Here is a 26,140-nt window from a genome sequence, read left to right as displayed (position 1 = left end):
CTTTCAACGAAGTGAGAGTTACGGACGACGCTCGGCCACGGCCGCTGTCTGCGATTGCAGCGCTTCTTCAGCGCGCACGTTGCGCCCGGCGCGTGATGTCTTCTGCTGGCGCGCGGCGGGGTTGATGAAGCGATTGGTCCAGCGGTCCAGATGATTGATCGTGTGCGTGAGGGGCACGGTGATGAGCAGATACACGGCGCCTGCCGCGACGAGCGGCGACAGGTTGGCCGTATTGACCGCCGCGTTCTGCCCGATGGTAAAGAGATCGCGCTGCGAAGTGAGCAGCCCGAGGAAGTACACGAGACTCGAATCCTTGACGATCGAGATGAACTGATTGGCAAGCGCGGGCAGAATGCGCCGCACGCCCTGCGGCACGATCACATGACGCATGCCGCTCCAGTACGTCATGCCGAGCGCCTGACACGCGGACATCTGCCCGCGTCCGACGCTCTGAATTCCCGACCGGAAGATCTCGGCGATATACGCCGACGACACCAGCGCCAGCGCGACGATCGCAAGCGGATACGGATTCGGCCCGAACAGCGAGAGTCCCACCGGCGCCAGCCCCTGGCCGACCACAAGGATGACCAGCGCGGCGGGCAGGCCGCGGAAGACATCCACGAAAACGCGCACGGGCCAGGTCAGCCAGCGCGTGTGCGATACGGCGCAGAGCGCCAGCGCCATTCCTGCCACGATGCCGAGCGCAGTCGAGACCACCGACAGGATCAGCGTGTTCACGAGACCCGTGCCGATCAGCGTCGGCAGCGATTCGACGAGCAGCGGCCAATCCAGGAAGTTCTGCAGGAATGCATTCATGGAGACTCTCTCCTTGCGCTTGACGAGGCGTGGCAAAGCAACAATGGCGGGCGGTTACTTCATCGCGTACGGAGGCATCGGATCAGGCTTCGGATAGCCGGGATTGAAGTGCTGATAGAGCTTGAGCCACGTCCCGTCCGCCACCAGTTCGCCGATCGCCTTGTTGACCGCTCCTTCGAGCTTCGCATTGCCCTTGCGGATCGCGAAGCCGGCGGGAAGATTCGAAGCTGAGATGTCGAGCCTGTCGGCGAGCTTCAGGTCCGGATACTTACCTTGCAGCCCTTCGAGCAACGTCTTGTCGATGAAGTAGCCGTCGATGTACTTGTTGCGCAGCGCGAGAAAGCCCGCGTTGATGTTCGGAAAGCGGACGATTTGCGCGCCCGGCAGATAGCTCTGCGAATACGTGTCCTCGATGGTCCCCTGCACGACTCCGATGCGCTTGTCCTTCACCGATGCCACGTCCGCGCCGATCGTGCTGTCCGCCAGCGTACCGACGCTCAGGAGACCCGTCAGATAGCCTTCCGAGAAATCGACCATCTTGAGGCGTTCCCTGGTGATCGAGATCGAGCCCGCGGCAAGATCGACCTGCTGATTCGCCACGGTCGGCAGCAGACCCGCGAAGTCCTGCGCGCGGAAGTCGGCCGTGAGCCCGAGTTTCGCGGCGATAGCGCGCACCAGCTCGACGTCGAAGCCCGTCATCTTGCCGTTGTCGATGTACGAGTACGGCTTGTTGTTCGCATCGACGCCGGCCACGATCTTACCCGGCGTCAATGTGCCGACGTCATCGGCGGCGTGGGCGGCGGTCGTCGCGCCGACCAGGAACGATGCGGCCACGGCGAGGTGGCGTGCGAGACGAAGTAATCGCATGGTGAGGCTCCCTTGGAATGGACAGCGGTTGGTTCAATGCAGGATGCGCGAAAGAAAGTCTCGCGCACGTTCGGAGCGCGGACGCTCGAAGAAGGCTTCGCGCGTATCGTCTTCCACGATCACGCCGCGGTCCATGAACAACACGCGGTCGGCGACGCGCTTTGCAAAACCCATCTCGTGCGTGACGCACAACATGGTCATCCCGTCCTGCGCGAGCGTGGTCATCACGTCGAGCACTTCGTTGACCATCTCGGGATCGAGCGCGGAAGTCGGCTCATCGAACAGCATGGCGACGGGGTCCATCGAAAGCGCCCGCGCAATCGCCACGCGCTGCTGCTGACCGCCCGACAATTGCGCCGGATACTTGTCCTCGTGACCGCTCAAGCCCACGCGGCGCAAGAGCGAGCATGCGCGCTCACCGGCTTCGTCGCGCGCGCGGCCGAGCACGTTCATCTGCGCGAGCATCAGGTTGCGCTGCACCGAGAGATGAGGAAAGAGTTCGAAATGCTGAAACACCATGCCGACCCGCGCCCGCAGCCGCGAAAGATTCGCGCGCTTCGCCGTCACGTCGATGCCGTCCACGACGATCTGCCCGCTCTGTACCGTTTCCAGCCCGTTGACGGATTTGATGAGCGTGGACTTGCCGGACCCGGACGGCCCGCAGATCACGGCCACTTCACCGCGCGCGATGCTCGCCGTGCAGTGGTTCAATACGCGAATGCCGCCATACCACTTCGAAACGTTATTCAGCTCGATCATTGTGGCTCCTTTAGATGTTTCGGCTTCCTGATTGAATCAGCTCGTCATCGATTCAAGAGAGCGCTGCTCGCACGCGACCGTGCCACATATCGCCGATACGGTACAGTGCACTGCCGACGGGTACCGCAAGCGTGCTGGCCATGCCCGCACCTGAGACGGGAAACGCGCCTTCGCCGAACGCACCGACATCCTGCTCGACACCCGCCATATGTTTGCCGATGCGATGCCCGAGATAGCTCATCAGCGCAACGCCGTTGCCGTTGCAGCCGAGCGCATAGTGCACGCCGTCGTGCTGGCCGATGTGCGCGAGCCTGTCACCGGTCATTGCGACGAAGCCTTTCCAGGAATGCGTGACGCGCACGTCCCGAAGGGCGGGCCACAATTGCACGAGCTTCGCGTACAACCGCCGCGCGGCCTCGCGTTCATCGATTTCGCGGATGGCGGGCCGCGACCCGAAGATCATTCGCGTGCCGTCCGGCGATGGCCGCGTGTAGAAGAGATTGCGCTTCGAATCGCTGATCATGCGGCGGCCCGGATTGAGGACGTCCATGAGGCCTTCGGGCAACGGCTCGGTAGCAATCTGATAACTCGCAACCGGCAACACGCGGCGCGAAAAGAACGGCAGCAGTGGACCCGTATAGCCGTTGGTAGCCAACAGCACCTGCCGCGCATCGAACGCGCCGCGCGCGGTGTGCACGCGAAACCGTGTATTTCCCATTCGTTCGATCCGCTGCACTGCTGCGTGCGAATGCAGCGTCGCGCCGCGCCGGCGCGCGAGGTCGCGTAGCGCACGATGATATTTCGCGGTATGCAGTCCGCCGTATTCGTCGACGAGAATGCCGCCGTAGTAATAGTCGGAGCCAATGACGCCGCGCTGCGCATCGCGCTCGATCACATGCACCGTGACGCCGGTCTTGTCGCGCAACAACTGGCCTTGGCGACGCAGCACGTTGAAATGCGTGGGCGTATAGGCGCCGAAGAAGCGGCCGGTGATGCGCAGGTCTGCGTCGAGTGATTCGTCTCCAATGATTCCCTTGAGATAGTCGAAGCTCGCCATCGACTCCTGCATCAGGCGCGTGAGACGTTCAGCGGACACGCCGCGAATGGCGTTGGTCAGCGCAAGCTTCTGGCCGCTCGACACCATGCCCCCGCTGCGCGTGCTGCCGCCGGCGCCGATCTCGGCGCCATCCAGCACCGCGACACGCGCGCCATGCTTCGCGGCCTCCGCCGCGGCCGACAGCCCGCAATACCCGCTGCCGACGATCGCCAGGTCCACGTTCGCCGGCAAAGGTTCCGGCGCAACCTCGGGCGGTGCGGCATCCCACCAGTACGGGGCGCAACGGAAGGTTTCGTGAAACAGCAACGCATCGGGACGCATGGACTTGACCCTGTTCGTTTGATCGAGTCCAGTGTCGCGCTCGCAAATCATCCGGTCAAATAGCGCCAAAAACGGCTTCCATTCATTTCTGATATGGCAAGCTGAGACTTCGGCCGATGTTTTTGCGCGGCCCACGTCCGGAGAAAACGATGAATCTCAGGCAGGTCGAGGCGTTTCGGCTGGTCATGCTGCGCGGTTCTATGACGGCCGCCGCCGAAGAACTCGGCACATCGCAACCGAGCATCAGCCGGTTAATCGCGGAACTGGAAGCCGCCACGGGACTGACGCTGTTCGTGCGCAATGGCGGACGCATTCATGCCACCGATGCTGGCAGCGCGTTCTATCGCGAGGTGGATCGCAGCTTCGTCGGTCTGGAGAAACTGCAGCATTCGGCGCGAGAGATTCTTGAACTCGGCAGCGGACGGCTGCGGATCGTGGCAGCGCCGGTCCTCGCGCTGTCGTTTCTGCCCGCCGTGATCGCGCGCTTCGCGGACGCCCATCCGCGGGTCGCGGTGTCGCTCGAAATGCGCAGCGAGAGCACGATCCAACGCTGGGTGTCGTCGGGACACTGCGACGTAGGCTTCGCGACCACCACGCCGGATGCGTTCGGCGTGATGAGCGTGGAACTCTATGAACTGGCGGGGCTATGTGCCTTGCCAGCGAGTCATGCGCTAGCGGCGCGCACGCGGATTCGCGCGGCCGACTTGCGTGGCGAAAGGCTCATCCTGCCTTCCTATGCGGACGATACGCGTGCCGCGCTCGATCGCGCGCTGCGTCCGGCGGGCGCGGATCAGGTGCCTGCGATCGAGACGCCGTATGGCGCGACCATCTGCGCGCTCGTGACGCGCGGCGCGGGCGTGGGCATCGTCAATCCGCTCGCGACCGTGGATGCCGATCCGACGCGCATCGTGTTCCGGCCGTTCGCGCCGGCGATCTGGTTTCGCGGCTTCACGCTTTATCCGCAGACGCCGCGAGGCAATCCGTTGGTCGGCGAGTTTCTCGAACTCGTAGGTGAGCAGATGGCGGCGTTGAGGCGGGGCGCGCATATCTGAGCTCACGCTCGTTGACCGAACACAAGCTTCTTGCGACCGACCGTAAATTGAGTTCTAAAGTATTCCCCGTGTGATGCCGTTCATGAGTTGTTTGAGTTGTTTGCACGTCGAAGTATTCAGTTGGCAACAAGCACCGCCCAATAAGAAGGAATAAGAATGCGACAGCACCACAACGGCGCTCGCCAGCATCAATTTGGTGCGGTCGGTCGCACAAGGCAGATGAACCTAAACCGTAGCCCCGGGGAAAAGTCATGGCGGACGCCAATGAGATTGTCGATTTGACGCGAGAAGTTCACCGTATAGCGAAGGGCAACGTATCGGATATCAACGACATCAATCGTGAAACCACCTTTCTCGCCATCAACGCGCTGATCGAATCGGCCCGTGCCGGCGACGCCGGGCGCGGTTTTGCCGTGGTCGCAAATCAGGTCAAGGTAGTGTCGCAACGCATCGGACAGTTGACCAACGAACTGAGCCGCGAGCTCACGGCCCTAGGCGACCGGATGATCACGCAGCTCGAGCAGCAGGAAGCGCAGCGCCTTACGGATCTCGCGCTCAACATGATCGAGATTGTCGATCGCAACCTCTACGAACGCTCCTGCGATGTGCGCTGGTGGGCGACCGACTCCGCGATAGTCGATTGCGTTGCGCACGACACCCTTGAACACCGCGCGTTCGCGTCAGAGCGGCTAGGCGTGATTCTCGACAGCTACACCGTGTACCTCGATCTGTGGGTGATCGACATGGAGGGCAACGTCGTGGCCACCGGCCGGCCCGGCCAGTTCGCCACGGCGGGGCAAGCGAACGTGGCGGACGAGCCGTGGTTCAAGGCGGCCGCGAAGTCGGCGTCGGGCGCCGAGTATGCGGCGGCCGAACTCACGTCGATGGCGGCGCTCAATGGCGCCGCCGTGGCGACCTACGCAGCGGCAATTCGCGAAGGCGGCGCTAACCGGGGGCGTCCGCTCGGCGTACTGGCGGTATTCTTCAATTGGGCTCCGCAAGCCTCGACGGTAGTCAAGGGCGTGCGTTTGTCGGTGGAGGAGTGGACGCGTACGCGCTGCCTGCTCGTCGATGCACGCAAGCGCGTGATTGCCAGTTCAGACGACAAAGGCGTGCTGCAGGAAGTACTGCAGCTCAAAGTGAGCGATCCGAAGGCGGGCGCGTATCGACCGGACGCGGACACATTGGTGGCCTACGCCCTCACGCCGGGCTACGAAACATACGAAGGGATGGGGTGGTACGGCGTGATCGTGCGCAAGCGCGCGGGGCGGTGAAGGGAGTCGCCCACACCATCCGCCGTTTGAGGATGCTATGTCGATCGGGCGCGCCGGTGATCCTGCCAGGGAGGCGAGCACAACGACGGCTTTGAGGCTGGGTTGACATCTTCGAAGGCTGGTTTGGGCTACAGAAGCTACTGCTGACGGAAACCCCTAAAGCCGCGAGAGTTCGGTTACACGCTTTGTCTTCACCGTGCGAGGCCGAACGTGCCAAACCCCGATTTTCATCGAGCGTTGAGTCCGAACGAAGGCCGTTCCGCCCGGCACGACTACTTTTACCCATCTTGTTCTGGCTTCAAGACCCGGAGTCGAACACATTCGCAACTGTAAGGGGCCGACCAAAGCGCTCTGGCCGCTCCTTCCTTTCTGATCAATCGTTGACAAGTCTCCGGCAATAAGGGCAAGTTTGTCGGCTCACAAACGCCGACCGGTGACCCGACGATGGAACGATCCTCCAATAACGCCCTCGAAATGATCGCAGCGGCGGCTGACCCGTTGCGCGTCGGATTCTTTCTGGTCCCTGATTTTCCGATGATGACCTTCGGCGCCGCGGTCGATCCGCTCCGCCAGGCCAATCGCATCTCCGGGCGGGCGCTTTATAAATGGAGCTTCCTATCCGTAGATGGCGCGCCTGTTCACTCGAGCGCGGGCGTCCCGTTTCCGATCGACTATTCGATCGCCGACATGCCCCCCTGCGATCTGATCATCCTCTGCGCGGGGTTGAATCATACGAAGGCTTACAAACCTGCTGTGTTCAAATGGTTGCGCTCGGTGCATGGCCGGGGATGCGTGCTCGGCGGCATCTGCGCCGGTCAGTTCCTGATTGCCAAGGCGGGCCTGCTCGACGGGCGCCGTTGCGCCGTTCATTGGGAGCTACTCGCGGCGTTCCAGGAAGAGTTTCCGCGCAGCGTGGCGTCCAACGCCATCTTTGCGGTGGATGGTCCGTTCGTCACGTCGTCCGGCGGCACGGTGACCCTCGACATGATGCTGCACCTCATCGCGGCGAGCAAAGGCCGCGACATCGCGAACGCGATTTCCGACCAGTTCAATCATCCGGAGATCCGTCAGCAGGATTCGGCTCAACGTCTGCCGGCGCAAATGCGCTTCGGCATCCGCAATCCCAAACTGCTCGAAATCGTCAAGGTGATGGAATCGAGCATTCAGAATCCTGTCGATCTCCAGGTGCTCGCGCGCCGCGTTCAACTGTCGACGCGTCAGATTGAACGCCTGTTCGTCACGCATGTCGGCAAAACACCGTCGGCCTTCTACGCGGGCTTGCGGATGGCTCGGGCGCACGATCTGATTCTTCAGACGGACCTGTCCATCTCCGACGTCGCGGAAATATGCGGCTATATGTCGGCGGCGCGCTTCGGCCGGATCTATCGCGCGCATTACGGCAGTACGCCGAGAGAAGTCCGGCAGGGCGGTGTTGCGCGCCGTCAACCGCTGACTGATTCCTCACGCTGACCTTTCACGACCAATGTCCCGCAAGAAGTGCGATGTCGCTTTTTGTACCTGAAATGTCGCATTCGCGTTTTTGTTCAAATCTTGAATCGACTTAACCTGTCCATCAGCCGTTTACGCCCGCTTCCCACTTATTCCGGAGACCATGCAGTGTCCAACGATTCCGAAGCAACGCCGCATCCTTACATTCCCGTTCTCATCGACGACCTCAAAAGCGGCAATGTCTCGCGCCGTCATTTTCTTCGCACGGCGACGTTGCTCGGATTGTCGGCCATGACGGCGTACAAGCTGAGCGGCGAAACGAATCCGTTCATTAGCGACGCGCAGGCCGCCGACGCGCTGCCCAAAGGCGGGCATCTGCGAATCGGGATGCGCTGTATGGAGATCAAGAGTCCGCATCAGGCCGACTTCGCCGAGAAGTCGAATGTCATCCGGCAGGTTTGCGAATTCCTGACGTTCACCGGCAACGACAATATCACCCGCCCGTATCTGCTGGAGCGTTGGGAAGTCAGCGAAGACCTGAAGACCTGGACACTGCATATCCGCAAGGGCGTGAAGTGGCACAACGGACGCGCGCTAAATGCGGACGACGTAGTGTGGAATCTCAAACGTGTCTGCGACCCGGCGGTGGGTTCGTCGCAACTGGGGTTATTCACCGGTTACCTCGTTCAGGAATACGACTCCGGTCAGAAGGACGCGAGCGGCAAGGCGAAGAAGGCGAGCCGCATCTGGTCCGATAATGCGATCGAGAAGGTCGACGACCTGACGGTCCGGCTGAACTGTTTCGCACCGCAAATCGCCGTGCCGGAACATCTGTTCCACTACGCGATGTTCATTACCGATCCGGCGGACAAGGGCATGTTCGGCGCCGGCTTCAACGGAACCGGCCCGTTCGAACTCACCTCGTACACGGTCGGCAAGAGCGCGGTGTACAAGGCGCGTAAAGACTATTGGGGCACCGGTCCTTATCTGGACTCGTTCGAGTTCGTCGACCTCGGCGACAGCGCGGGCGCCGGCATCTCGGCGATGGCTTCTCGCCAGGTCGACGGTCTCTCCGAAGCCGACGCGGTTCAGGTGAATGCGATGAAGCGCCTGCCGCACGTGCAGCCCTACAGCGTGTTGACCTCGCAAACCGGCGTGGCGCGTATGCGCGTGGATCACAAGATTTTCGGCGACCCGCGCGTGCGCAAGGCGATGAAACTCGCGATCGATCATCAGAAGATCATTGCCACGTCGTTGCTCGGCGCAGGGTTGTCGGCGGAAGATCATCACGTCGCGCCGGTTCACCCGGAGTACTACGCATTGCCCAAATACGGCCGCGACGTCGTGCAGGCGAAGAAACTGCTGGCGCAAGCGGGTTACCCGAACGGCTTCGAAATCGACATGGTGACGCGTCCCGATCCGATCTGGGAGTTGAATACGGTTCAGGCACTCGCCGAGCAGTTCAAGGACATCGGCGTGAAGGTCAACATCAAGCCGCTGCCGAGCGCGCAATACTGGGAAGTCTGGACCAAGGTGCCGTTCAGTCTCACGGGCTGGGGGCATCGGCCGCTCGGCGTGATGACGCTGTCGCTCGCGTACCGGACCAACGCGGCATGGAACGAGTCGGGCTACGCGAATCCCGAATTCGATGCACTGCTCGACCAGGCGGACGGCATTCTCGATCCGAAGAAACGCAGCCTGGTGATGGCAAAAATCGAGAAGCTGATGCAGGAAGACGGTCCGATCGTGCAACCGTTCTGGCGTGCGTTCTCAACGGTGATGGATAAGAAGGTGAAAGGCTTCACGGTGCATCCGTCGCAATACATCTTCGCGAATCAGTACGCCGTGGGCGCCTGAACCGGATAGGCGCGCCTTCAAGGCGCGCCGCGCGAGGTCGCAAGAACGTACCAACTATGGGTTCCGTCGACATGGCTTCATTTCTCGCTAAACGCATCACATTGATGATCGTGACGATGTTGTGCGCGTCATTCGTCGTATTCGCCGTATCCGAGTTCACGCCGGGCAGTGTGGCGCGCCGCACGCTCGGACCGTACGCCACCCAGCAACAGGTCGATCTGCTGTCGCAACGCATGCACGGGAACGACCCGTTGATGGTGCGCTACGGACACTGGCTCGGCGTGCTGGCCGGCGTAATGCCGGATCCGCTCGAAGATCCGGCGAACGGACTGGGTTTTACCGATCCGCGCGGCTCGCAGTACTTCGGCAATTTCGGCTACTCGACGCTTTATAAACTCCCCGTCAACGATGTGATGTGGAAGCGCCTCGGACACACCGCCATTCTCGCGGGGATCGCGTTCGCGTTGATCGTGCCGCTCTCCATGCTGTTCGGCATTCTGTCCGGGCTTAAGGAAGGTGGGGCGCTCGATCGCATTCTTTCTGTCGTCTGCATCACTTTCACGTCGATTCCGGAATTCGCGTCGGGTGTGTTTCTGGTGACGCTGTTCGTGATCCTCTGGCCGATCCTGCCGGGCACGAGCCCGCTCGACGGCAGCGAGGGCGGCCGCTGGTCGGTCGCGTCGCAACTGGTGTTGCCGGTCGCGGTACTGGTGCTCTACGACTTTGGCTACGTCGCGCGGATGATTCGGGTGTCGATGATCGGCGTGATGGAAAAGCCCTACATCCGCACGGCGATCCTGAAAGGATTGAACCCGCGCAAGGTGATTCTCGGGCATGCATTGAGAAACGCGATGATCGCGCCGTTCACCGTGTTGCTGCTGCAGATCAACTTTCTGATCGGTGGCGTGGTGGTGACCGAGATGGTGTTCGCCTATCCGGGCTTCGGCCGGATGCTGCTCGACTCCAGCATGTTCGGCGACATCGCCATGCTGGAAGCCGCCACGCTGGTCACGGTCTTCGTCGCCGTCGTGACGCAGTTTCTCGGCGACCTCGGCTACATGCTGCTCAATCCACGCATCCGTGTGAGGTAATCGTATGTCTTCCATTGATCCCGGCGTGGTGCCGCTCGCGGTGCGTACCTCACGCGCTCCGCGGCGTGCATGGACGCGTCTGTTCAGTTCCCCCACGGCCGTCGTCGGCTTGTCGCTGATCGTGTTCTGGGTCGTCGTGGCCGTGCTCGCGCCAGTGCTGCCGCTGCCGTCGCCCACCGCTCAGGATGCGATGGCGATGGCCGATCCGACGCCGTCGGCCGCGCACTGGCTCGGTACCGACATTCTCGGCCGGGACATCCTGTCGCGTCTGGTCTTCGGCGCGCGCACCGTGTTACTAGTGGCGCCGCTGTCGGTCGCGGTCGCGATGCTCGCCGGGATCACGCTCGGCATGCTGGCGGGCTATTTCGGCGGCTGGGTCGAAGCGATCGTCGACCGTTTTTCGGACCTGGTGCTGGCGTTTCCGGTGCTCGTCCTTTACGTCATCCTGATTGCGAACGTCGGTGCCTCGGTCGGCAACATCGTGCTGGCCACCACGATCGCGTCGGCGCCGGGCATCGGCCGGATCGTGCGCGGGCTGGTACTCGATCTGAAGCAGCAGGAATACGTGGCAGCGGCGCGTCTGCGCGCGGAAAGCACGTTTTACATCATCGTTTGCGAGTTGTTGCCGAACTGTCGCGGACCGCTCTTCGTCGACGCGTGTCTGCGGATCGGCTACACGATCATCACGATCGGTGTGCTCGGTTTTCTGGGGCTCGGTTTGCCGCCGCCGAATCCGGATTGGGGCGGCATGGTGCGCGAAACGACGACCGTGATCAACGTGTGGCCGCTCATGTCGATTGCGCCGTCGGTCGCCATCGTGAGCCTCGTCCTCGGATTCAACCTGCTGGCCGACGGAATGCGGGAGGCCTGGAAGCCATGAATGCGATCATCGAATCAGGCGTGCTGGAAAGTCGCCATGCGCGGTCGTCCGGCGATACGCCGTTGCTGGAAATCCGCGACCTTCGCATCGAGTATCGCGGCCGTTATGAATCCGTCGTCGCCGTGCCGAATGTGTCGCTGACCATCGCGCCGGGGGAAAGCTATGGCCTCGTCGGCGAATCGGGCTGTGGCAAGACCACGACTGCGATGGCGGTAATGGGCTATCTCGGCGGAACCGGACGGGTGACGAACGGCAGCATTCGCTTCGAGGGCGAGGAACTGGTCGGCGCGAGTCTGCAAAAGCTGCGCAACATTCGCGGCCGGCGCGTGGCGATGGTTTATCAGGAACCGATGAGTGCGCTCAATCCGGTCAAGACCATCGGCTCGCAACTCGCCGAAGTGCCGATGCAGCATCTGGGTTCCTCACGGGCCGAGGCGCGCGAGCTGTCTGCGAGCATGCTCGAGAACGTGCGCCTGCCCGATCCGCTCGCCATGCTCAAGCGCTTTCCTCATCAACTGTCAGGCGGCCAGCAGCAACGGATCGTGATTGCAATGGCGTTGCTTGCGCGGCCTGCGTTGCTGCTGCTCGACGAGCCGACGACCGGCCTCGACGTCACGGTCGAGGCCGCGATTCTCGATCTGATCGCGGACCTTCGCAAACAATACGGCACGAGTCTTTTGTACATCTCGCACAATCTCGGCTTGATAGCGAGCGCCTGCGATCGGGTCGGCATCATGTACTCCGGCGAGATGATCGAGGAAGCCGATACGCAGACACTGTTTCGCCAGCCGCGTCATCCGTATTCGCAAGGTCTGCTTGGCTGCATTCCCGGCATCGGGAGCCCGAAGGGCGTGCGAGCGTTATCGCCGATTCCGGGGCATTTGCCGTCGCCGACCGAGCGTCCGCAGGGTTGCTGGTTCGGACCGCGCTGCGCTCACTTCCAGCAGGAAACATGTGGCGGCAACGCGATTGCGCTGGCGCCGGCGGAAGACGAAGCTCATCTGGTTCGATGCATCCGCTGGCAGGACCTTACGCGCGCAAGCGTCGCATTGAGCGGCGAGGCGGCAGTGAGCGTCGATCGTGATACGGCGCTGTCGGTCACCGACGTGTCCAAGCAATACCTGCTCAACGGCGGACGTCGCACCGTGCAGGCCAACGAATCGGTCTCGTTCAAAGTAGGCAAGGGCGAGATCATGGGGCTGGTCGGCGAATCCGGCTGCGGCAAGTCCAGTCTCGCACGCATGCTCGTCGGCCTGGAAGGGGCGACCTCGGGCTCGATACAGTACGACGGCGTCGAGCTAGCCCAGGTGCCGGCGAAAAAACGCGAGCGCGATATGCTGCAGTCGATCCAGATGGTGTTCCAGAATCCCGACAGCACGCTCAATCCTTCTCACTCGGTGGCTTCGCCGATACGCCGCGCACTGCGCAAATTCGGCGGCTACAAGGATAAAGCGGCGATCGAGAAGCGCTTGCAGGAGTTGCTGCAACTGGTCCGGCTACCCGCCGAACTGGCGCAACGCCGACCGTCGCAACTCTCCGGCGGTCAGAAACAGCGCATCGCGATTGCCCGCGCGTTCGCGACGAATCCGTCGCTGATCGTCGCCGACGAGCCCGTCTCGGCACTCGACGTGTCGGTGCAGGCAGCCGTCATTACGTTGCTGCTCGCTATCCAGAAAGAGCAGGAAAGCACGCTGCTCTTCATTAGCCACGACCTTGCACTGGTGCGCCATATCGCGGACCGGATCGTCGTGATGTATCTCGGCCGGATCATGGAAAAAGGCCTCGCCGAAGAGATATTCGCGCCTCCTTACCACCCGTACACCGAAGCGCTGCTGTCCGCCGTTCATAGTCCGGACGCGTCGGTCAAACAACAGGAGCGGATCCGCCTGACCGGCGAAACGCCGAGCCCCATCAACGTGCCGCCGGGATGCCGCTTCGCGTCGCGCTGCCATCGCAAGATCGGCGACATTTGCGACACCGCCGCGCCGCCGGTTCGGCAAGCATCGCCGACGCATGAGATTGCCTGCCATATCAGCCTCGAGGAGTTGCGTACGATGCGCCCCGTGTTTCAGCAAAGCATCACCGGAGGAACCCGCGCATGATCGACGGCACGTTTCCTTTCGATCTCGTGATTCGCGGCGGTACGGTCGTGCTGCCCGACACCACAGCCGAAGTCGATATCGGTGTGCGGGACGGACGCATCGTCGCGATCGAGGCGGATTTGCCCGCCGGACGGCAAGAGGTGTCGGCGGCGGGCCGCATCGTGATGCCCGGCGGCGTCGACGCGCATTGCCATATGGATCAGCAGCCGTGGGAAGGCAAATCCACCGCGGACGATTTCCAGAGCGGCACGCTGTCCGCGCTGTGCGGGGGCACCACGACGATCATTCCGTTCGCCATGCAGATGCGCGGGCAGTCGCTGGCTGAAGTGGTGGCCGACTATCACGAACGCGCGTTGCCGAAAGCACATATCGACTACACGTTCCATCTGATCGTGGGCGACCCGACGCCGCGTCTGCTGGAAGAAGAGCTGCCGCAACTGATCGCCGAAGGTTGCACGTCGGTGAAAATCTATCTGACGTACGAAGGCCTGAAACTCGACGACTACGAAGTGCTCGAGGTGCTCAACGTGGCGCGCCAGGAAGGTGCGATGGTCATGGTGCATGCGGAGAACGACGCCTGCATCCGCTGGCTGACCGAGCATTTCCTGAAAGCGCGCAAGACGCAACTGCGCTATCACGTCATTTCGCGGCCCGCCATTGGCGAGCGCGAAGCGACCTTCCGTGCGATCAGTCTCGCCGAAGTGATCGAGACGCCGATTCTGATCTGCCACGTGTCTGCGGCGAGCGCGACCGAAGAAATCCGCCGGGCGAAGCAGCGCGGCCTGCCGGTGTATGCGGAAACCTGTCCGCAGTATCTCTTTCTCGCCGCCGAGGATATCGACACACCTGACCTGTCGGGCGCGATGTGCGTCTGCACGCCGCCGCCGAGGCCGCGCGAGAACCAGGCGGAAATCTGGCGCGGTTTGCTGGACGGAACGCTCGAAGTGTTCTCGTCGGACCACTCGCCGTGGCACTACCGCGACAAGATCGCCGAAGGTCCGAATACGCCGTTCACACGTATTCCGAACGGTGTGCCCGGGATCGAAACGCGTTTGCCTCTGCTGTTTTCCGCGGGTGTGAACGGCGGACGCATGTCGCTCATGCAATTCGCCGAACTGACCTCGGCGACGCCCGCGCGGCTCTACGGCCTGTATCCGAAGAAAGGCGTGATCGCGATCGGCTCGGACGCCGACTTTGCGATCTGGGATGCGCAGCGCGAAGTGACGATCAAAAACAGCATGCTGCATCACGCGACCGATCACACGCCGTATGAAAACAAGGTGGTGCAGGGCTGGCCCACGACCACGATTTCTCGCGGCGAAGTGGTCTGGCATGAGGGCAACGTCAGTTCGACGCCGGGGCGCGGCCGGTTCATTGCGGCCGAACGTCCGTTCCCCCGGCAGTCCACGTTGCCGTCGGTACTTGAAGCATGAGCGGCATCACGAACACGAGCGATCGCCTTCGAGGCAAGGTCGTGCTGATTAGCGGCGCGGCGAGCGATATCGGTGTGGCAATCGCGGCGCGCTGCATTGCCGAAGGTGCGAGCGTGGTGTGCGCGGACCTCGACGGCACCGCCGCCGCGCGCACCGCCACGCAACTCGGCCCGGCCGCGCAATCCGTGCAATGCGACGTGACGGACATCGAATCGGCGCGCGCGGCGGTCGAGTTGACGCGTGCGAGGTTCGGCCGTCTCGACGGATTTGTTCATAACGCGGCGGCGCCCTGGCACGACGGTTCCGTGGAGGATCTGGCGCCGGCGCACTGGCATCAGGAAATCGACGTGTCGCTCACGGGCGCGTTTCTGCTGAGCCGCTTCGTCGTACCACTGATGCGCGAAAGCGGCGGCGGCTCCATTGTGCTGGTGGCGTCGCAGTTGGGTCACGTGGCGGCGGCGCGGTCGGTGGCCTATTGCGCGGCCAAAGCTGGGTTGATTCACCTTGCGCGGCTGATGGCCGTCGATCACGCGGACGCCGATATTCGCGTCAATAGTCTGTCGCCCGGCGCGGTACGCACGGGGCGGCTGTTGCGCTCGTTTGCGTCGCTCGACCACGCCGATGCGGAACTCGGCCCGGCGCATCTGCTGGGCCGCATCGGCCGTCCGGATGAGATCGGCGCGAGCACGGCATTCTTGCTGAGCGACGACGCGTCGTTCGTGACCGGCACCGATCTGCTCGTGGACGGCGGCTATACGGCGCGTTGATTCACAACCGCCGCACGCGCGCTGCAATCCATTTTGTCAGGGAATGAGATGAACTTGTTGATTACAGGCGGGACCGGTTTCGTCATGAGCGTGGTCGCCCGCGAGTGGCTCGACCAGCATCCCGATCGGCGCGCTGTCATCCTCGACCGCGCCGGACTCGACGACACCGCGCAAGCCTGGTTCGCGTCGGTGCGGGATCGGCTCACAGTGATCGAAGGCGACGTGCGCGATCCGACAGGCTGGGCGGCGGAACTCGACCGTCACGATATCTCGGCGGTCGTGCACGGCGCGACGGTCACGCCGATCTCGCGCGGCAGCGCGGAGGAAGCAGCGCGTCTGCCGCCCGAAGCGCTCACGCCCGCCCGCATCGTCGACGTCAACCTGATGGGTACTGTGCAGGTGTTGGAATGGGCACGGCAGCAGCCCGCGCTCAAGCGTTTCATCTATATCAGTTCCGGGTCGGTCTACCGTCACCAGGGGCCCGACTGGTCGCACGAGCCGTTGCCGGAGGACGGCTACGTCGCGCCGCTCACGCTGTACGGCATTTCCAAATTTGCTTCGGAGATGGTCGTCAACCGTTACGCGGATCTGTTCGGATTGTCGGCGGCCTCGGTGCGGCTCTCGTCGATTTACGGGCCGATGGATCGGGCCACCGAAAGCCGCGATTTCCGCCACGTGCCGAACCGGGTTGCACAGATGGCGCTGGACGGCGAACTCATCAAACCGAACAGTCTGACGCCGGTCGGCGACTACCTGCATTCCGTCGACGCCGCGCGCGCGATTCTCGCGCTCACCGAGGCGTCGCGGCTGCGTTACCGGCACTACAACGTTGCGAGCGGGGTGACCGCGACGATCGGCGACATCATCGGCTGGGCGGCGCAACGGGTCCCCGGCGTTCGTTACGAAGTGACCGGCGAAGCCGACGCGAACGTGATCCAGGCCCCGGCTCTTGCTACCGGCATGTGGGGTGCCTATGACATTTCGCGGCTCGAACGCGATACGGACTGGCGTCCGCGCGAGGGCCGCGTCGCCTTTCACGATTATATGGACTGGCTTGTCGCCAGTCGTTCCTGAACGGGAGACCTGCATTCATGACCGACACTCAAACTCAAGGCCCGGCGCGGGATTTCATCGGCTACGGCGCGAGGCCGCCGCTGGTGACGTGGCCCAACGGCGCCAAAGTCGCGATCAATCTCGTGCTGGTGTACGAAGAGGGTTCCGAATACTCGTGGCTGGAGGACGGCCGCAATGACAACTGGGGTGAGTACAACCTGAGCTCGAGCCCGAATCTGCGCGACCTCGGCACGGAGACGCACTTCGAATATGGCAGCCGCGCCGGTGTCTGGCGGCTGGCGAGATTGTTCGACCGTTACCGGATTCCCGTCACCGTATCCGCGTGTGCGGTCGCCCTGCAGCGCAATCCGGAAGTCGCGGTGTGGATGAAAGAGCGCGGACACGATCTGCTCGGTCACGGCTTGCGCTGGACCGACTATCCCGGCATGAGCCGCGAAGAGGAGGGGCGGCAAATGCGGGCGGCGATCGATCTCTACCGCGAGGTGCTCGGCGTGCATCCGCCTGGCTGGAATTGCCGGTCGTTTCCGAGCGTGAATACACGCGATCTGATTATCGAATCCGGCGGCTTTCTGTACTACTCCGACCCGTGCAACGACGACATTCCGTACTTTGTCGAACACGACGATGGCGAATTGCTGGTCGTCCCGTACTCGAAGACGCTGAACGACAGCCGCTATCTGATGGTGCCGGGCTACAGCAATCCGCGCGATTTCGCCGAGGATTGCCGTTGCGCGATCGACTATCTGATCGACGAAGCCGACGAGGCCGGCGGCAAGATGCTGACCATCGCGGCGCATGCGCGCTGGAGCGGCCAGCCCAATCGCGCGTCAGGGCTGAAGGAGGTGATCGAGCACGTCGGGCGTTCGCGCGGACAAGCCGCTTTCATGCGACGCGAGGACATCGCGCGTCACTGGCTGGCCAACCACACACAGTTTCGCAAGGGGGCCTGAACGTGACGGTGTCAGCCAGGTGGTGGTCGTACCGGAGCGCGCAATGACGGGAGCGCAAACGGTAGCCGCAATTCTCAAGCAGCAGGGTATGAAACACATCATCGGCTTCCCGAGCAGCGGGTTGTTCGATGCGGCGGCGGAGCTGGACATTCCGCCGGTGATCGCGCGCACGCCGCGCGTCGCGGTCAACATTGCGGAAGGACATGCGCGGACCACGGCCACCGACGACCTGACGGTGGTCACCGTGCAATATGGACCGGGCGCCGAAGCGGCATTTGCCGGCGTGGCGCAGGCATGGAACGACCGCGCGCCGGTGCTGTTCCTGCCGACCGGCTATCCGCGCGGCTCGGAAGCGGTGGCGCCGAATTTCGAGGCGCGCCGTAACTTCACACACATCACCAAATGGTGCGAGTCGGTGGTACGGCCGGAAGACCTGCCGCAACTGCTGCATAGCGCGATCTCGCGTGTGCGCAACGGGCCGCCCGCGCCGGTGCTGCTCGAACTGCCGGTGGACCTGCTCGAGCAGGAATGCGGTACGGGCGCGTCGAATCGACCGCTCGTGCGGCGCGCGCGACCGCAAGCCGATGCCGCCGAAATCGACGAGATCGTGCAGGCGTTGCTGGCCGCGCGGCATCCGGTGATCCTTGCCGGACAGGGCGTGCTCAACGCCCATGCGACCACGGAACTCACCGAATTCGCGGAACTCACGCGGATTCCGGTGATGACCACGCCGAACGCGAAGAGCGCAATGTCCGAGCGGCATCCGCTCGCGCTCGGCACCGCGGGGCGCGCGCGCCCCGCCACGGTGGACCGCTTCATCGAGCGAGCCGATGTGATCCTCGCGCTCGGCAGCAGTCTTACGCGGTCGTATTACATCCGGCCCGTGCCGGCGAACAAGCGGGTGTTGCAGGTCAGCATCGATCCCGACGATCTCGGCAAGGACTATCCGGTTGCGCTTGGCGTGGTCGGCGATTGCCGCTCTGTACTTCGCCAGTTGCTCGCGCGGGTTCGAGAGGAACCGGCGGCATGGGCCGAACGCGCTCGCAACGACGGCGCTCTGACGCACGAGATCGCGACGTGCCGCCGCCAGTTCATGGACGACTGGATGCCGCTGCTGAATGCGGGCGGCAGTCCGATCTCTCCGTATCGGGTGGTGTGGGAAATCATGGAAGCACTCGAACGCGAAAAAGTCATCGTCACTCACGACGCCGGCAATCCGCGCGACCAGTTCAGTCCGTTCTACGACGTCACCGAGCCGCGCGGTTATCTGGGGTGGGGCAAGACTACGCAACTCGGCAGCAGTCTTGGATTTGCGATGGGCGCGAAACTGGCGCGGCCGGACGCAACCGTCGCGGCGATCATGGGCGAGTCCGCATTCGGCATGGTCGGACTCGACTTCGAGACGGCGGTGCGCTGCAAGCTGCCGGTGCTCGCGATCGTGCTGCGCAATCATGTACTCGGCGGCTACGCCGCCAGCATGCCGGTGGCTACGAAGAAGTATCAGGCCAACCGCGTGTCGGGCGAATACGCACCCATCGCCGAGGCGCTGGGTGGACACGGCGAATGTGTGATTGACCCGGAGGACCTGAGCGCGGCGCTGCGGCGTTGCGTCGCAACGGTGCGGGACGGGCGCGCGGCATTGCTTGAAGTCGTGACGCACGAAGAAAGCCGACTCGCAGGGCTCTGCTGATGAACCGCTTACTGGAGACCCATCGTGTTTGATCTGGTGCTGCGCGGTGCAACGATCGTCGAGGCCTGCGGAACATTACGCGCCGATCTGTGCGTGAGCGGCGGACGTGTGGCTGCATTGCTCGATCCGGACGCGTCGGCGGCCGCAAAGGTCGAACGTCGTGTGGACGGCTGCTATCTGCTTCCGGGCCTGGTCGATGCACATGTGCATCTGCGCGATCCTGGCCTCACGCACAAGGAAGACTTCACGTCGGGCACGCGGGCCGCGGCGGCGGGCGGTGTCACGACTCTGCTCGACATGCCGACCGACGATCCCTGGACCGACAGCGTCGATACGTTCGTCGACAAGCAACGCATCGCACGAGGGCGCTTGCACGTCGATGTCGGGCTTCAGGTCGCGTTGCGCCGCGACGCGACTCAACTGGAAGCGATCCGGGCGCTGGGTCCGGTGTCGTTCGAAATTTTCACGGCCGACGTTCCGGCCGGCTATCTGCACGACACGCAGGCGTCGTTGCTGCACGCGCTCAGATTGGTCAAGCCGCTGGGCACGCTGGCTTGCGTGTCGCCGGGCGACCAGTCGATCCTGGAAGCCGTCGCGAAAGGCGGCGTGGCCGAATTTCTCGCCAGCCGCTCGCCGCTCGCGGAGGCGACCGGTATCGCGAAGATCATCCTTGCCGCCGCGCAGGCGCAAACACACGTTCATGTGCGGCAGACCAATTCCGCGCTCGGCATCGACACGTTCCGGCGAATGCGCGGTCTTGCGGACGTGAGTATCGAAACCACGCCTCAGTGCCTGCTGTTCACCGCCGACGATTACGCCACGCAAGGCGCCGACCTGAAAGCGTCGCCGCCGATGCGCACGGCGCAAGACCGCGACGCGCTGCTGGCCGCGTTGCGCGACGGCCTGATCGACATCGTCGCGACCGATCACGCGCCGCACTCGCGCGCGGAAAAAACCGCTACGTACGGCAGTTTCGCCGATATCCCCGGCGGCATGCCGGGCGTGCAGACGCTGCTTGCCACGATGCTGCATTTTGTCGCGACCGGCGACATCGATTTGCCTGCGCTCGTTCGAATGTGTTCGACCAATCCCGCGCAGCGTTTCGGCATCGGGGAGCGCAAGGGCACGCTCGCACGCGGACGCGACGCGGACATTCTGGTGCTCGACCCGCGCCTCGACACACATATCGCGCACGCCGACCAGTTCTCGCGTGCCGGCTACACCCCGTTCGACGGCATGCGCGTGCCCGGCAGGCTCACCGCCGTGTATCTGCGCGGCACGTTGATTGACGAAAGCGGCCGCACGGCGACGCCGGAACCGACCGGCCAGGTGATAGGAGCGACGAAACATGGGTTTGCTTGAGAACAAGGTCGCGGTCGTGACCGGGGCGAGTTCCGGCCTCGGCCGTGCGATTGCCATCCGTTACGCCGCCGAAGGCGCGCGCGTGGTGCTGGCCGATCTGCGCGAAGCGCCGATCGAAGGCGGCGAGACGACGCAGATCGCAATCGAACGCGCGGGCGGATTCGCGATCAGCATGCCGACCGACGTCTCGCACTGGGAAGAGGTCGACCGGCTGGTCGCCATCGCCGTGGAGCGTCACGGCCGTCTCGACGTGATGGTCAACAACGCCGCGATCTACACCAGCACGAATCTCGTCGAGACCACGCAGACGCAATGGGAACAGGTCGTCCGGGTCAATCTGACCGGGATGTTCAACGGCTGCAAGCGAGCGGTTCAGCAGATGCTCACTCAGGAGCCTGCCGATGAAGTGCGCGGACGCATCGTCAATATTTCGTCGCAGCACGGGATGGTCGCTTCGCCCGGCGATTTTCCATACGGCGTGACCAAAGGCGGCACGGTGCAGTTGACGAGGCAGATTGCGGTCGACCACGCGCGCGACCTGATCGTCTGCAATGCGGTGGCGCCGGGCAAGATCATCACGGGCAAGCCCGGCGCGGCCAACGATCCGCGCGCGCTGGAGTATTCGCATCAACGCACGCCGTGGCCGAGGCTGGGGCGTCCGGAAGACGTGGCCGGCGCCGCGTTGTTTCTCGCCAGTCCGCTCGCGAGTTTCGTGACCGGCATCAATCTGATGGTCGATGGCGGCTGGATGGCGGGCTAGCAGCCGGTCGATCTGTTTAGGGGGTAGTAGGGACATGAACCAGCTCTCCGCCATGCGCAGTTTCGCCAAGGTTGCCGAGACGCTTAGCTTTACCGCTGCCGCAAAGGAATTGCGGGTGTCGGTCGCGATGGTGACGCGCAGCGTCGCGACTCTGGAGACTCATCTCAATCTGCGACTGCTGAACCGTACGACGCGCAGCGTGTCGCTGACCGAAGCGGGGCAAGAATACTGGCAAGGCTGCCACGAGGTATTGCGGCACCTCGATACGCTCGAGGCGAACGTCTGCTCGGCCGCGCGCGAGGCGGGAGGATCGTTGAAGGTAGCGGCGCACGAATCGTTCGCGGCCGCGGAATTGAGCGAGCTGATCGGCAAGTTCCGCGCGCAAGAGCCGCGCGTGGATTTCGAACTCACGGTGTTCGCGTCGACACACGATCTCACGGTTGGCAGCTTCGACGCGTGCTTCGTTGCGGAGCGGCGTTTGCGCGATTCATCTCTCGTCTGCCGCCCGCTCACGAGGCTGCGGGATGTGATCGTCGCGTCGCCCGCCTATCTCGCGCAGAAGGAGGCGCCGGGTCGGCCCGCCGATCTGGCCGAACACGATGTACTCACGACCTCCGACCCGTGCGTGCGTTCGTGGGAATTCGGCGATGCATACGGCGCTCAGCGTGTCCTGCTGCGACCCGTTCTCAGCTCTTCGAATCTGCTGACGCTGATTCGCGCGGCGAAAGCCGGACTGGGCATCGCCCGCTTGCCGGCCTCGCTGGTCGCCGCCGAGATTCAGGACGGTTCGCTGATACCGCTGCTGGAAGGCTTCGAACTCGAGAGCGGGGTACGCACGCTGTGGATGCTTTACTCAGGGCATCGCTATATGACGCCACGAGTGCGACGCTTCATCGATTTCTCGGTTGCGCATTACCGGCGCGATACGCCGCTGCCGGACAGTCCGTTGCTCGCCCCCGCCTCGCAGGCGAGGCGGACCGGCGCGATGATCGCGAGCCCGTTCTGACGCGCACAGGCGCGTCGATAAAAAGCACCGTTTTTCAGATTTGCACGACCGGCCGGCAGGCCGCTCTTCAACTCAAGCCGGCGCGGTTGCCGGACACACTGGATAGAACATGGATCTCGGAATCAGGAACAGGATCGCGCTGGTAACGGGCGCGGGCGGCGGTTTAGGCGGTGCGATCGCGCTGGCTCTGGCCAACGAAGGCGTGAAGGTCGTGGTGGCGGATATCAATCCGGCCGCGCTGGAAGCCGTCGCTAACCGGGTGCGTGACGTCGGTGCGGAAGTGATGTCGCTGGAATGGGATCTCGGCGATCTCGGCGTCATTGACGCGCGTATCGATGCAATCGAGCAACGCTTCGGCACGGTCGACATTCTGGTCAATAACACCGGTGGCCCGCCGCCCACTCCGGCCTCCGGTCAGCCGGCGGATTTGTGGGAGCGTCATTTCCGCTCAATGGTCCTTTCCGTTATCGGCATTACGGACCGTGTGCTGCCAGGCATGAAAGAGAAACACTGGGGACGCGTGGTCACGAGTGCGTCGTCCGGCGTCGTGGCGCCGATCGCGGGTCTGGCGGTGTCGAACGCATTGCGGATGTCGCTGGTCGGCTGGTCGAAGACACTGGCGCGCGAAGTGGGCCGTGACGGCATTACAGCGAATCTCGTCGTGCCGGGTCGCATCGGCACGGACCGAATCCGCTTTCTCGACGAGTCGAAAGCGAAGCGCGAAGGACGGACCGTGGAGGAAGTCTCCACGGAGAGCACGAGTTCGATTCCGCTTGGCCGCTATGGCCGTCCTGAAGAGTACGCGCAGGCGGTGGCGTTTCTCGCCAGCGAAGCCGCGTCTTACGTGACCGGTTCGATCATGCGGGTGGACGGCGGACTGATCGCCAGCGTGTAAAGCATGTACCGCGAGGACACTCGCGGTACGCAAACGTTAATTAGGATGACAAACAATAGGTAGTAAGTAGCCACGATGGAACACGATTGTTAAGTAGGACTGTGGGTCTGCGGCAACGAATTTCCGTCAATACTGTATTTCACGCTGACATTATTTCCTCCAATTTAGTCTTGCACTGTCTTCGCAACTTTCCGGGCGCAAGAGGAGGCCGGAAAGTCGAATCAATCTTCTTACAGGGGCAATCAACCAATGAACCAAAAGACAAAAAGCGTGCTTTTCTCCCTTGCGGCTGCCAGTGTCGTCGCCGTGCCCACGTATGCGTCGGCGCAGAGCACCGTGACGCTCTACGGTGCGATCGACGAAGGCCTGCAATACACGAGTAACGTGAAAGGCAAGAGCAATATCGAAACAACGTCGGGCCAGGACTCCGGCGACCGCTGGGGCCTCAAAGGTACCGAAGATCTCGGCGGCGGCCTGAAGGCGGTGTTCCAGATCGAGAACGGCTTCAATCTGAATACCGGCGCGCTCGGGAACGGCGGGCGAATTTTCGGCCGTCAGGCGTATGTCGGCCTTCAGTCGGACAGTCTCGGGACGGTCACGTTCGGCCGCCAATACGACCCGCTGGTCGATCTGCTCGGGCCGCTTACCGCCAACGGCAACTGGGCCGGTAGCCTGCTCTCGCACGTCTATGACAACGACAATACCGACAACTCGATCCGGGTGAGCAATGCGGTGAAGTTCGTCAGCAACAAATATGCGGGCTTCACGTTCGAAGGCATGTACGCGTTTAGTAACGCGGCCGGCGGCTTTGCGAACAATCGTCTTTATGGACTGGCCGGGCAGTACTCGAGCGGCGCCGTGACGGTGGCGGGCGCATATCTCCAGGTCAACGGCAACGCGACGACCAATGCCGGCGGCGCGGTTTCCGCGGCCGACACCAACTTCACCGCCACGCGCAACCAGATTTATGGCGGCGGCATCAACTACGCGTTGACGTCGGCGGCCACGGTTGGGTTTGTCTATACGCACACGAATCTGACCAATGCGACAGGCAGCGAGTACTTCGGCGATCTCGCCAACCCGGCCAATTCGCTGAGGTTCAATAACTTCGAAGTGAACGCGAAATATCAGTTTACGCCGGCGTTCTATGCCGGCCTGATGTACACGTACACGATGGCGCATTACGAGAGCAACGCGGGCCAGTCGCGGCCGCATTGGGGTAACTTTGGCGGAATGATCGACTACAACCTGACCAAGCGTACCGACGTCTACATGCAGGTCGCGTATCAGCGGGCGTCGCATACGGACAGCTTTGCGGCGCCGCTCGGACAGGCGGTGCTGGTCGGCACGGACGCGCCGTCGTCGAGTCTCAATCAGACCGCCGTGCTCGTGTCGTTCCGGCACCTCTTCTGATCAGGGCTGGTGTCGGACTTCAGGCGCCGAAGCGGGGCGGCGAACGGCATGACGTCAGACGAGGCCAGTTCCGTGGCGTCGGCGTACGACTATACGGCGCTCGTCGGCTTGCTCATGAGCTATGCGGTATTGATCGTCGGTAACGGCTTGCTCAGCACGTTGGTGCCGGTGCGAATGGTCGACTCGGGCGTGTCCATGTTCGGTGTAGGCCTGGTGCAGTCGTGCTACTACATCGGCTTCGTTCTCGGCGCTGTGTTCAACCGCTCGATGATCGAGCGGGTCGGGCAGCATCGAACCTTTGTTGCATACTCGGCGGGCGTCGCGGTGTTGGCGCTTGCGTTCGCGGCGTTCGAGTCGACGTGGGTCTTCGCCTTGTTGCGACTGCTGGCGGGTTTCGCTTTCATGGGCATCTTCACGGCGGTGGAGAGCTGGCTGAACGGCGGCGTGCCCAATGCGCTTCGTGGCCGCATATTCGGTATCTATCTCAGCATCAACTATCTCGCGCAGGGAGCGGGACAGTTCTTGCTGTCTTCAGGCGATTCCACGGGAGACCGTCCGTTTCTTAGGGTCGCAGCAATCTTCTCTGCCTCGGTCATCCCCGTCACGCTGATGAACGGTTGGCCGGTGAGACTGTCCGACGAACGGCTCAAGCCGCAGCAGAAAGACGCGTGGCGCGCGACTGTCAAGGAGATGCAACGGGCGGCACCGCTTGCGGTGCCGGGCTGCATTCTCACCGGCTTTCTCTACAGTTCGTTTTACGCGATGGTTCCGGTGTACCTCACCCGCATCGGATTCTCTGTTGAGAACCTGTCCGAATTCATGGGCGTTGCGCTGATCGGCGCGCTCGCGCTTCAGTGGCCGATGGGGAAATTCTCCGACCGCTTCGACCGGGCCCTGCTGGTCAGTAAGGTGGCCATGCTCTCAGCGGTACTGAGCGCTTTGCTTGTCGTCGTTCGCAACCACGTGTTGATCGGACTTATTCTGTTCCTCTACGTGGTGGTGTCGTTCACGCTGTATGGACTGATCGTGTCGCATGTGAACGACAGGACTTTGTCCGAGCGCAGAGTCGCGACCAGTGCGATGCTGTTGATACTATTTTCGATCGGCGGCGTAAGCGGACCGCCGATCGCCTCGTTTGCAATGACGGTCCTGACGCCCGCGGGCCTGTTCGTGTTCGATTGCCTCACCTCTATCGCGCTGGCGTTCGCGGCGATTCGAGTGCGCGCGGCCGCGAAGGAAGCGGGGTGATTGTTCTGCGTGCGGTC

At 62.9% G+C, this 26,140-nt stretch carries 22 protein-coding genes; 18 read left to right on the top strand and 4 right to left on the bottom strand.

Annotated features, from left to right (window positions below; all coding sequences use genetic code 11):
• Positions 1-18: 18 nt before the first annotated feature.
• From OH764_RS08425 to OH764_RS08410, 4 genes are read right to left on the bottom strand one after another with little or no spacing between them, the layout of a single operon-like run.
• Positions 19-816 (bottom strand): amino acid ABC transporter permease, encoded by a 798-nt coding sequence (locus OH764_RS08425; protein ID WP_020067597.1) that lies wholly within the window; start codon positions 814-816, stop codon positions 19-21.
• A gap of 54 nt (positions 817-870) precedes the next feature.
• On the bottom strand, positions 871-1,683 hold the full coding sequence (locus OH764_RS08420; RefSeq protein ID WP_498848724.1) for a substrate-binding periplasmic protein: 813 nt from the start codon (positions 1,681-1,683) through the stop codon (positions 871-873).
• 33 nt (positions 1,684-1,716) lie between these two features.
• Positions 1,717-2,442: an amino acid ABC transporter ATP-binding protein gene (locus OH764_RS08415; RefSeq protein WP_498848723.1), complete on the bottom strand. Its 726-nt coding sequence runs from the start codon at positions 2,440-2,442 to the stop codon at positions 1,717-1,719.
• 52 nt (positions 2,443-2,494) lie between these two features.
• Positions 2,495-3,820 carry an NAD(P)/FAD-dependent oxidoreductase gene (locus OH764_RS08410; protein WP_498848785.1) on the bottom strand — a complete coding sequence of 442 codons (1,326 nt, stop codon included), beginning with the start codon at positions 3,818-3,820 and terminating at the stop codon, positions 2,495-2,497.
• A 149-nt stretch (positions 3,821-3,969) separates the two neighbouring features.
• Here OH764_RS08410 and OH764_RS08405 point away from each other — a divergent pair, with 149 nt between their 5' ends.
• The 18 genes from OH764_RS08405 to OH764_RS08320 all read left to right on the top strand — a co-directional run bounded on the left by OH764_RS08405 (position 3,970) and on the right by OH764_RS08320 (position 26,123).
• Positions 3,970-4,872, top strand: coding sequence for a LysR family transcriptional regulator (locus OH764_RS08405; protein ID WP_498848722.1), 903 nt, complete (start codon positions 3,970-3,972; stop codon positions 4,870-4,872).
• A gap of 251 nt (positions 4,873-5,123) precedes the next feature.
• Positions 5,124-6,146 carry a methyl-accepting chemotaxis protein gene (locus tag OH764_RS08400; protein ID WP_498848721.1) on the top strand — a complete coding sequence of 341 codons (1,023 nt, stop codon included), beginning with the start codon at positions 5,124-5,126 and terminating at the stop codon, positions 6,144-6,146.
• 444 nt (positions 6,147-6,590) lie between these two features.
• Positions 6,591-7,616, top strand: coding sequence for a GlxA family transcriptional regulator (locus OH764_RS08395; RefSeq protein WP_498848720.1), 1,026 nt, complete (start codon positions 6,591-6,593; stop codon positions 7,614-7,616).
• 147 nt (positions 7,617-7,763) lie between these two features.
• Positions 7,764-9,452, top strand: a complete 1,689-nt coding sequence (locus OH764_RS08390) for an ABC transporter substrate-binding protein (RefSeq protein ID WP_498848719.1) — start codon at positions 7,764-7,766, stop codon at positions 9,450-9,452.
• A 71-nt stretch (positions 9,453-9,523) separates the two neighbouring features.
• Positions 9,524-10,543, top strand: coding sequence for an ABC transporter permease (locus OH764_RS08385; RefSeq protein ID WP_498848718.1), 1,020 nt, complete (start codon positions 9,524-9,526; stop codon positions 10,541-10,543).
• A 4-nt stretch (positions 10,544-10,547) separates the two neighbouring features.
• A complete protein-coding gene (locus tag OH764_RS08380) occupies positions 10,548-11,423 on the top strand; it encodes an ABC transporter permease (protein WP_498848717.1) in 876 nt (291 codons plus the stop codon).
• Positions 11,420-13,525: an ABC transporter ATP-binding protein gene (locus OH764_RS08375; protein ID WP_498848716.1), complete on the top strand. Its 2,106-nt coding sequence runs from the start codon at positions 11,420-11,422 to the stop codon at positions 13,523-13,525. The genes OH764_RS08380 and OH764_RS08375 overlap by 4 nt, the downstream gene beginning before the upstream one ends.
• Positions 13,522-14,958 carry an amidohydrolase family protein gene (hydA, locus tag OH764_RS08370; RefSeq protein ID WP_498848715.1) on the top strand — a complete coding sequence of 479 codons (1,437 nt, stop codon included), beginning with the start codon at positions 13,522-13,524 and terminating at the stop codon, positions 14,956-14,958. Before OH764_RS08375 ends, hydA begins: the two co-directional genes overlap by 4 nt.
• Positions 14,955-15,725, top strand: a complete 771-nt coding sequence (locus tag OH764_RS08365) for an SDR family NAD(P)-dependent oxidoreductase (RefSeq protein ID WP_498848714.1) — start codon at positions 14,955-14,957, stop codon at positions 15,723-15,725. The genes hydA and OH764_RS08365 overlap by 4 nt, the downstream gene beginning before the upstream one ends.
• A gap of 48 nt (positions 15,726-15,773) precedes the next feature.
• Entirely contained in the window at positions 15,774-16,799 is a 1,026-nt protein-coding gene (locus tag OH764_RS08360; RefSeq protein WP_498848713.1) for an NAD-dependent epimerase/dehydratase family protein, read from the top strand.
• A 17-nt stretch (positions 16,800-16,816) separates the two neighbouring features.
• Entirely contained in the window at positions 16,817-17,749 is a 933-nt protein-coding gene (locus tag OH764_RS08355) for a polysaccharide deacetylase family protein (RefSeq protein WP_498848712.1), read from the top strand.
• Positions 17,750-17,792: 43 nt separating this feature from the next.
• A complete protein-coding gene (locus OH764_RS08350; protein ID WP_498848711.1) occupies positions 17,793-19,439 on the top strand; it encodes a thiamine pyrophosphate-requiring protein in 1,647 nt (548 codons plus the stop codon).
• Between the two features lie 24 nt (positions 19,440-19,463).
• The gene (locus OH764_RS08345) at positions 19,464-20,801 is read left to right on the top strand and encodes a dihydroorotase (protein ID WP_498848710.1); all 1,338 of its coding nucleotides are present in this window, start codon (positions 19,464-19,466) and stop codon (positions 20,799-20,801) included.
• A complete protein-coding gene (locus OH764_RS08340) occupies positions 20,788-21,561 on the top strand; it encodes an SDR family NAD(P)-dependent oxidoreductase (protein WP_498848709.1) in 774 nt (257 codons plus the stop codon). The genes OH764_RS08345 and OH764_RS08340 overlap by 14 nt, the downstream gene beginning before the upstream one ends.
• Before the next feature lie 34 nt (positions 21,562-21,595).
• Positions 21,596-22,567: a LysR family transcriptional regulator gene (locus OH764_RS08335; protein WP_498848708.1), complete on the top strand. Its 972-nt coding sequence runs from the start codon at positions 21,596-21,598 to the stop codon at positions 22,565-22,567.
• A gap of 109 nt (positions 22,568-22,676) precedes the next feature.
• Complete coding sequence (locus OH764_RS08330; protein ID WP_498848707.1) at positions 22,677-23,462, top strand: Rossmann-fold NAD(P)-binding domain-containing protein; 786 nt, start codon at positions 22,677-22,679, stop codon at positions 23,460-23,462.
• A 249-nt stretch (positions 23,463-23,711) separates the two neighbouring features.
• Positions 23,712-24,875 carry a porin gene (locus OH764_RS08325; protein ID WP_498848706.1) on the top strand — a complete coding sequence of 388 codons (1,164 nt, stop codon included), beginning with the start codon at positions 23,712-23,714 and terminating at the stop codon, positions 24,873-24,875.
• A 48-nt stretch (positions 24,876-24,923) separates the two neighbouring features.
• On the top strand, positions 24,924-26,123 hold the full coding sequence (locus OH764_RS08320; protein WP_498848705.1) for an MFS transporter: 1,200 nt from the start codon (positions 24,924-24,926) through the stop codon (positions 26,121-26,123).
• Positions 26,124-26,140: the final 17 nt, after the last annotated feature.

This window comes from Burkholderia sp. M6-3 (assembly GCF_050858985.1).
In the GTDB taxonomy this organism is placed as follows: domain Bacteria; phylum Pseudomonadota; class Gammaproteobacteria; order Burkholderiales; family Burkholderiaceae; genus Paraburkholderia; species Paraburkholderia caledonica.
This window is presented reverse-complemented; position numbering and strand designations above follow the sequence as displayed.

Coding starts and splice junctions, on each gene's coding strand:
- OH764_RS08425 (WP_020067597.1), bottom strand. CDS start 816: ATGAATGCATTCCTGCAGAACTTCCTGGATTGGCCGCTGCTCGTCGAA.
- OH764_RS08420 (WP_498848724.1), bottom strand. CDS start 1,683: ATGCGATTACTTCGTCTCGCACGCCACCTCGCCGTGGCCGCATCGTTC.
- OH764_RS08415 (WP_498848723.1), bottom strand. CDS start 2,442: ATGATCGAGCTGAATAACGTTTCGAAGTGGTATGGCGGCATTCGCGTA.
- OH764_RS08410 (WP_498848785.1), bottom strand. CDS start 3,820: ATGCGTCCCGATGCGTTGCTGTTTCACGAAACCTTCCGTTGCGCCCCG.
- OH764_RS08405 (WP_498848722.1), top strand. CDS start 3,970: ATGAATCTCAGGCAGGTCGAGGCGTTTCGGCTGGTCATGCTGCGCGGT.
- OH764_RS08400 (WP_498848721.1), top strand. CDS start 5,124: ATGGCGGACGCCAATGAGATTGTCGATTTGACGCGAGAAGTTCACCGT.
- OH764_RS08395 (WP_498848720.1), top strand. CDS start 6,591: ATGGAACGATCCTCCAATAACGCCCTCGAAATGATCGCAGCGGCGGCT.
- OH764_RS08385 (WP_498848718.1), top strand. CDS start 9,524: ATGGCTTCATTTCTCGCTAAACGCATCACATTGATGATCGTGACGATG.
- OH764_RS08380 (WP_498848717.1), top strand. CDS start 10,548: ATGTCTTCCATTGATCCCGGCGTGGTGCCGCTCGCGGTGCGTACCTCA.
- OH764_RS08375 (WP_498848716.1), top strand. CDS start 11,420: ATGAATGCGATCATCGAATCAGGCGTGCTGGAAAGTCGCCATGCGCGG.
- hydA (WP_498848715.1), top strand. CDS start 13,522: ATGATCGACGGCACGTTTCCTTTCGATCTCGTGATTCGCGGCGGTACG.
- OH764_RS08365 (WP_498848714.1), top strand. CDS start 14,955: ATGAGCGGCATCACGAACACGAGCGATCGCCTTCGAGGCAAGGTCGTG.
- OH764_RS08360 (WP_498848713.1), top strand. CDS start 15,774: ATGAACTTGTTGATTACAGGCGGGACCGGTTTCGTCATGAGCGTGGTC.
- OH764_RS08355 (WP_498848712.1), top strand. CDS start 16,817: ATGACCGACACTCAAACTCAAGGCCCGGCGCGGGATTTCATCGGCTAC.
- OH764_RS08350 (WP_498848711.1), top strand. CDS start 17,793: ATGACGGGAGCGCAAACGGTAGCCGCAATTCTCAAGCAGCAGGGTATG.
- OH764_RS08340 (WP_498848709.1), top strand. CDS start 20,788: ATGGGTTTGCTTGAGAACAAGGTCGCGGTCGTGACCGGGGCGAGTTCC.
- OH764_RS08335 (WP_498848708.1), top strand. CDS start 21,596: ATGAACCAGCTCTCCGCCATGCGCAGTTTCGCCAAGGTTGCCGAGACG.
- OH764_RS08330 (WP_498848707.1), top strand. CDS start 22,677: ATGGATCTCGGAATCAGGAACAGGATCGCGCTGGTAACGGGCGCGGGC.
- OH764_RS08325 (WP_498848706.1), top strand. CDS start 23,712: ATGAACCAAAAGACAAAAAGCGTGCTTTTCTCCCTTGCGGCTGCCAGT.
- OH764_RS08320 (WP_498848705.1), top strand. CDS start 24,924: ATGACGTCAGACGAGGCCAGTTCCGTGGCGTCGGCGTACGACTATACG.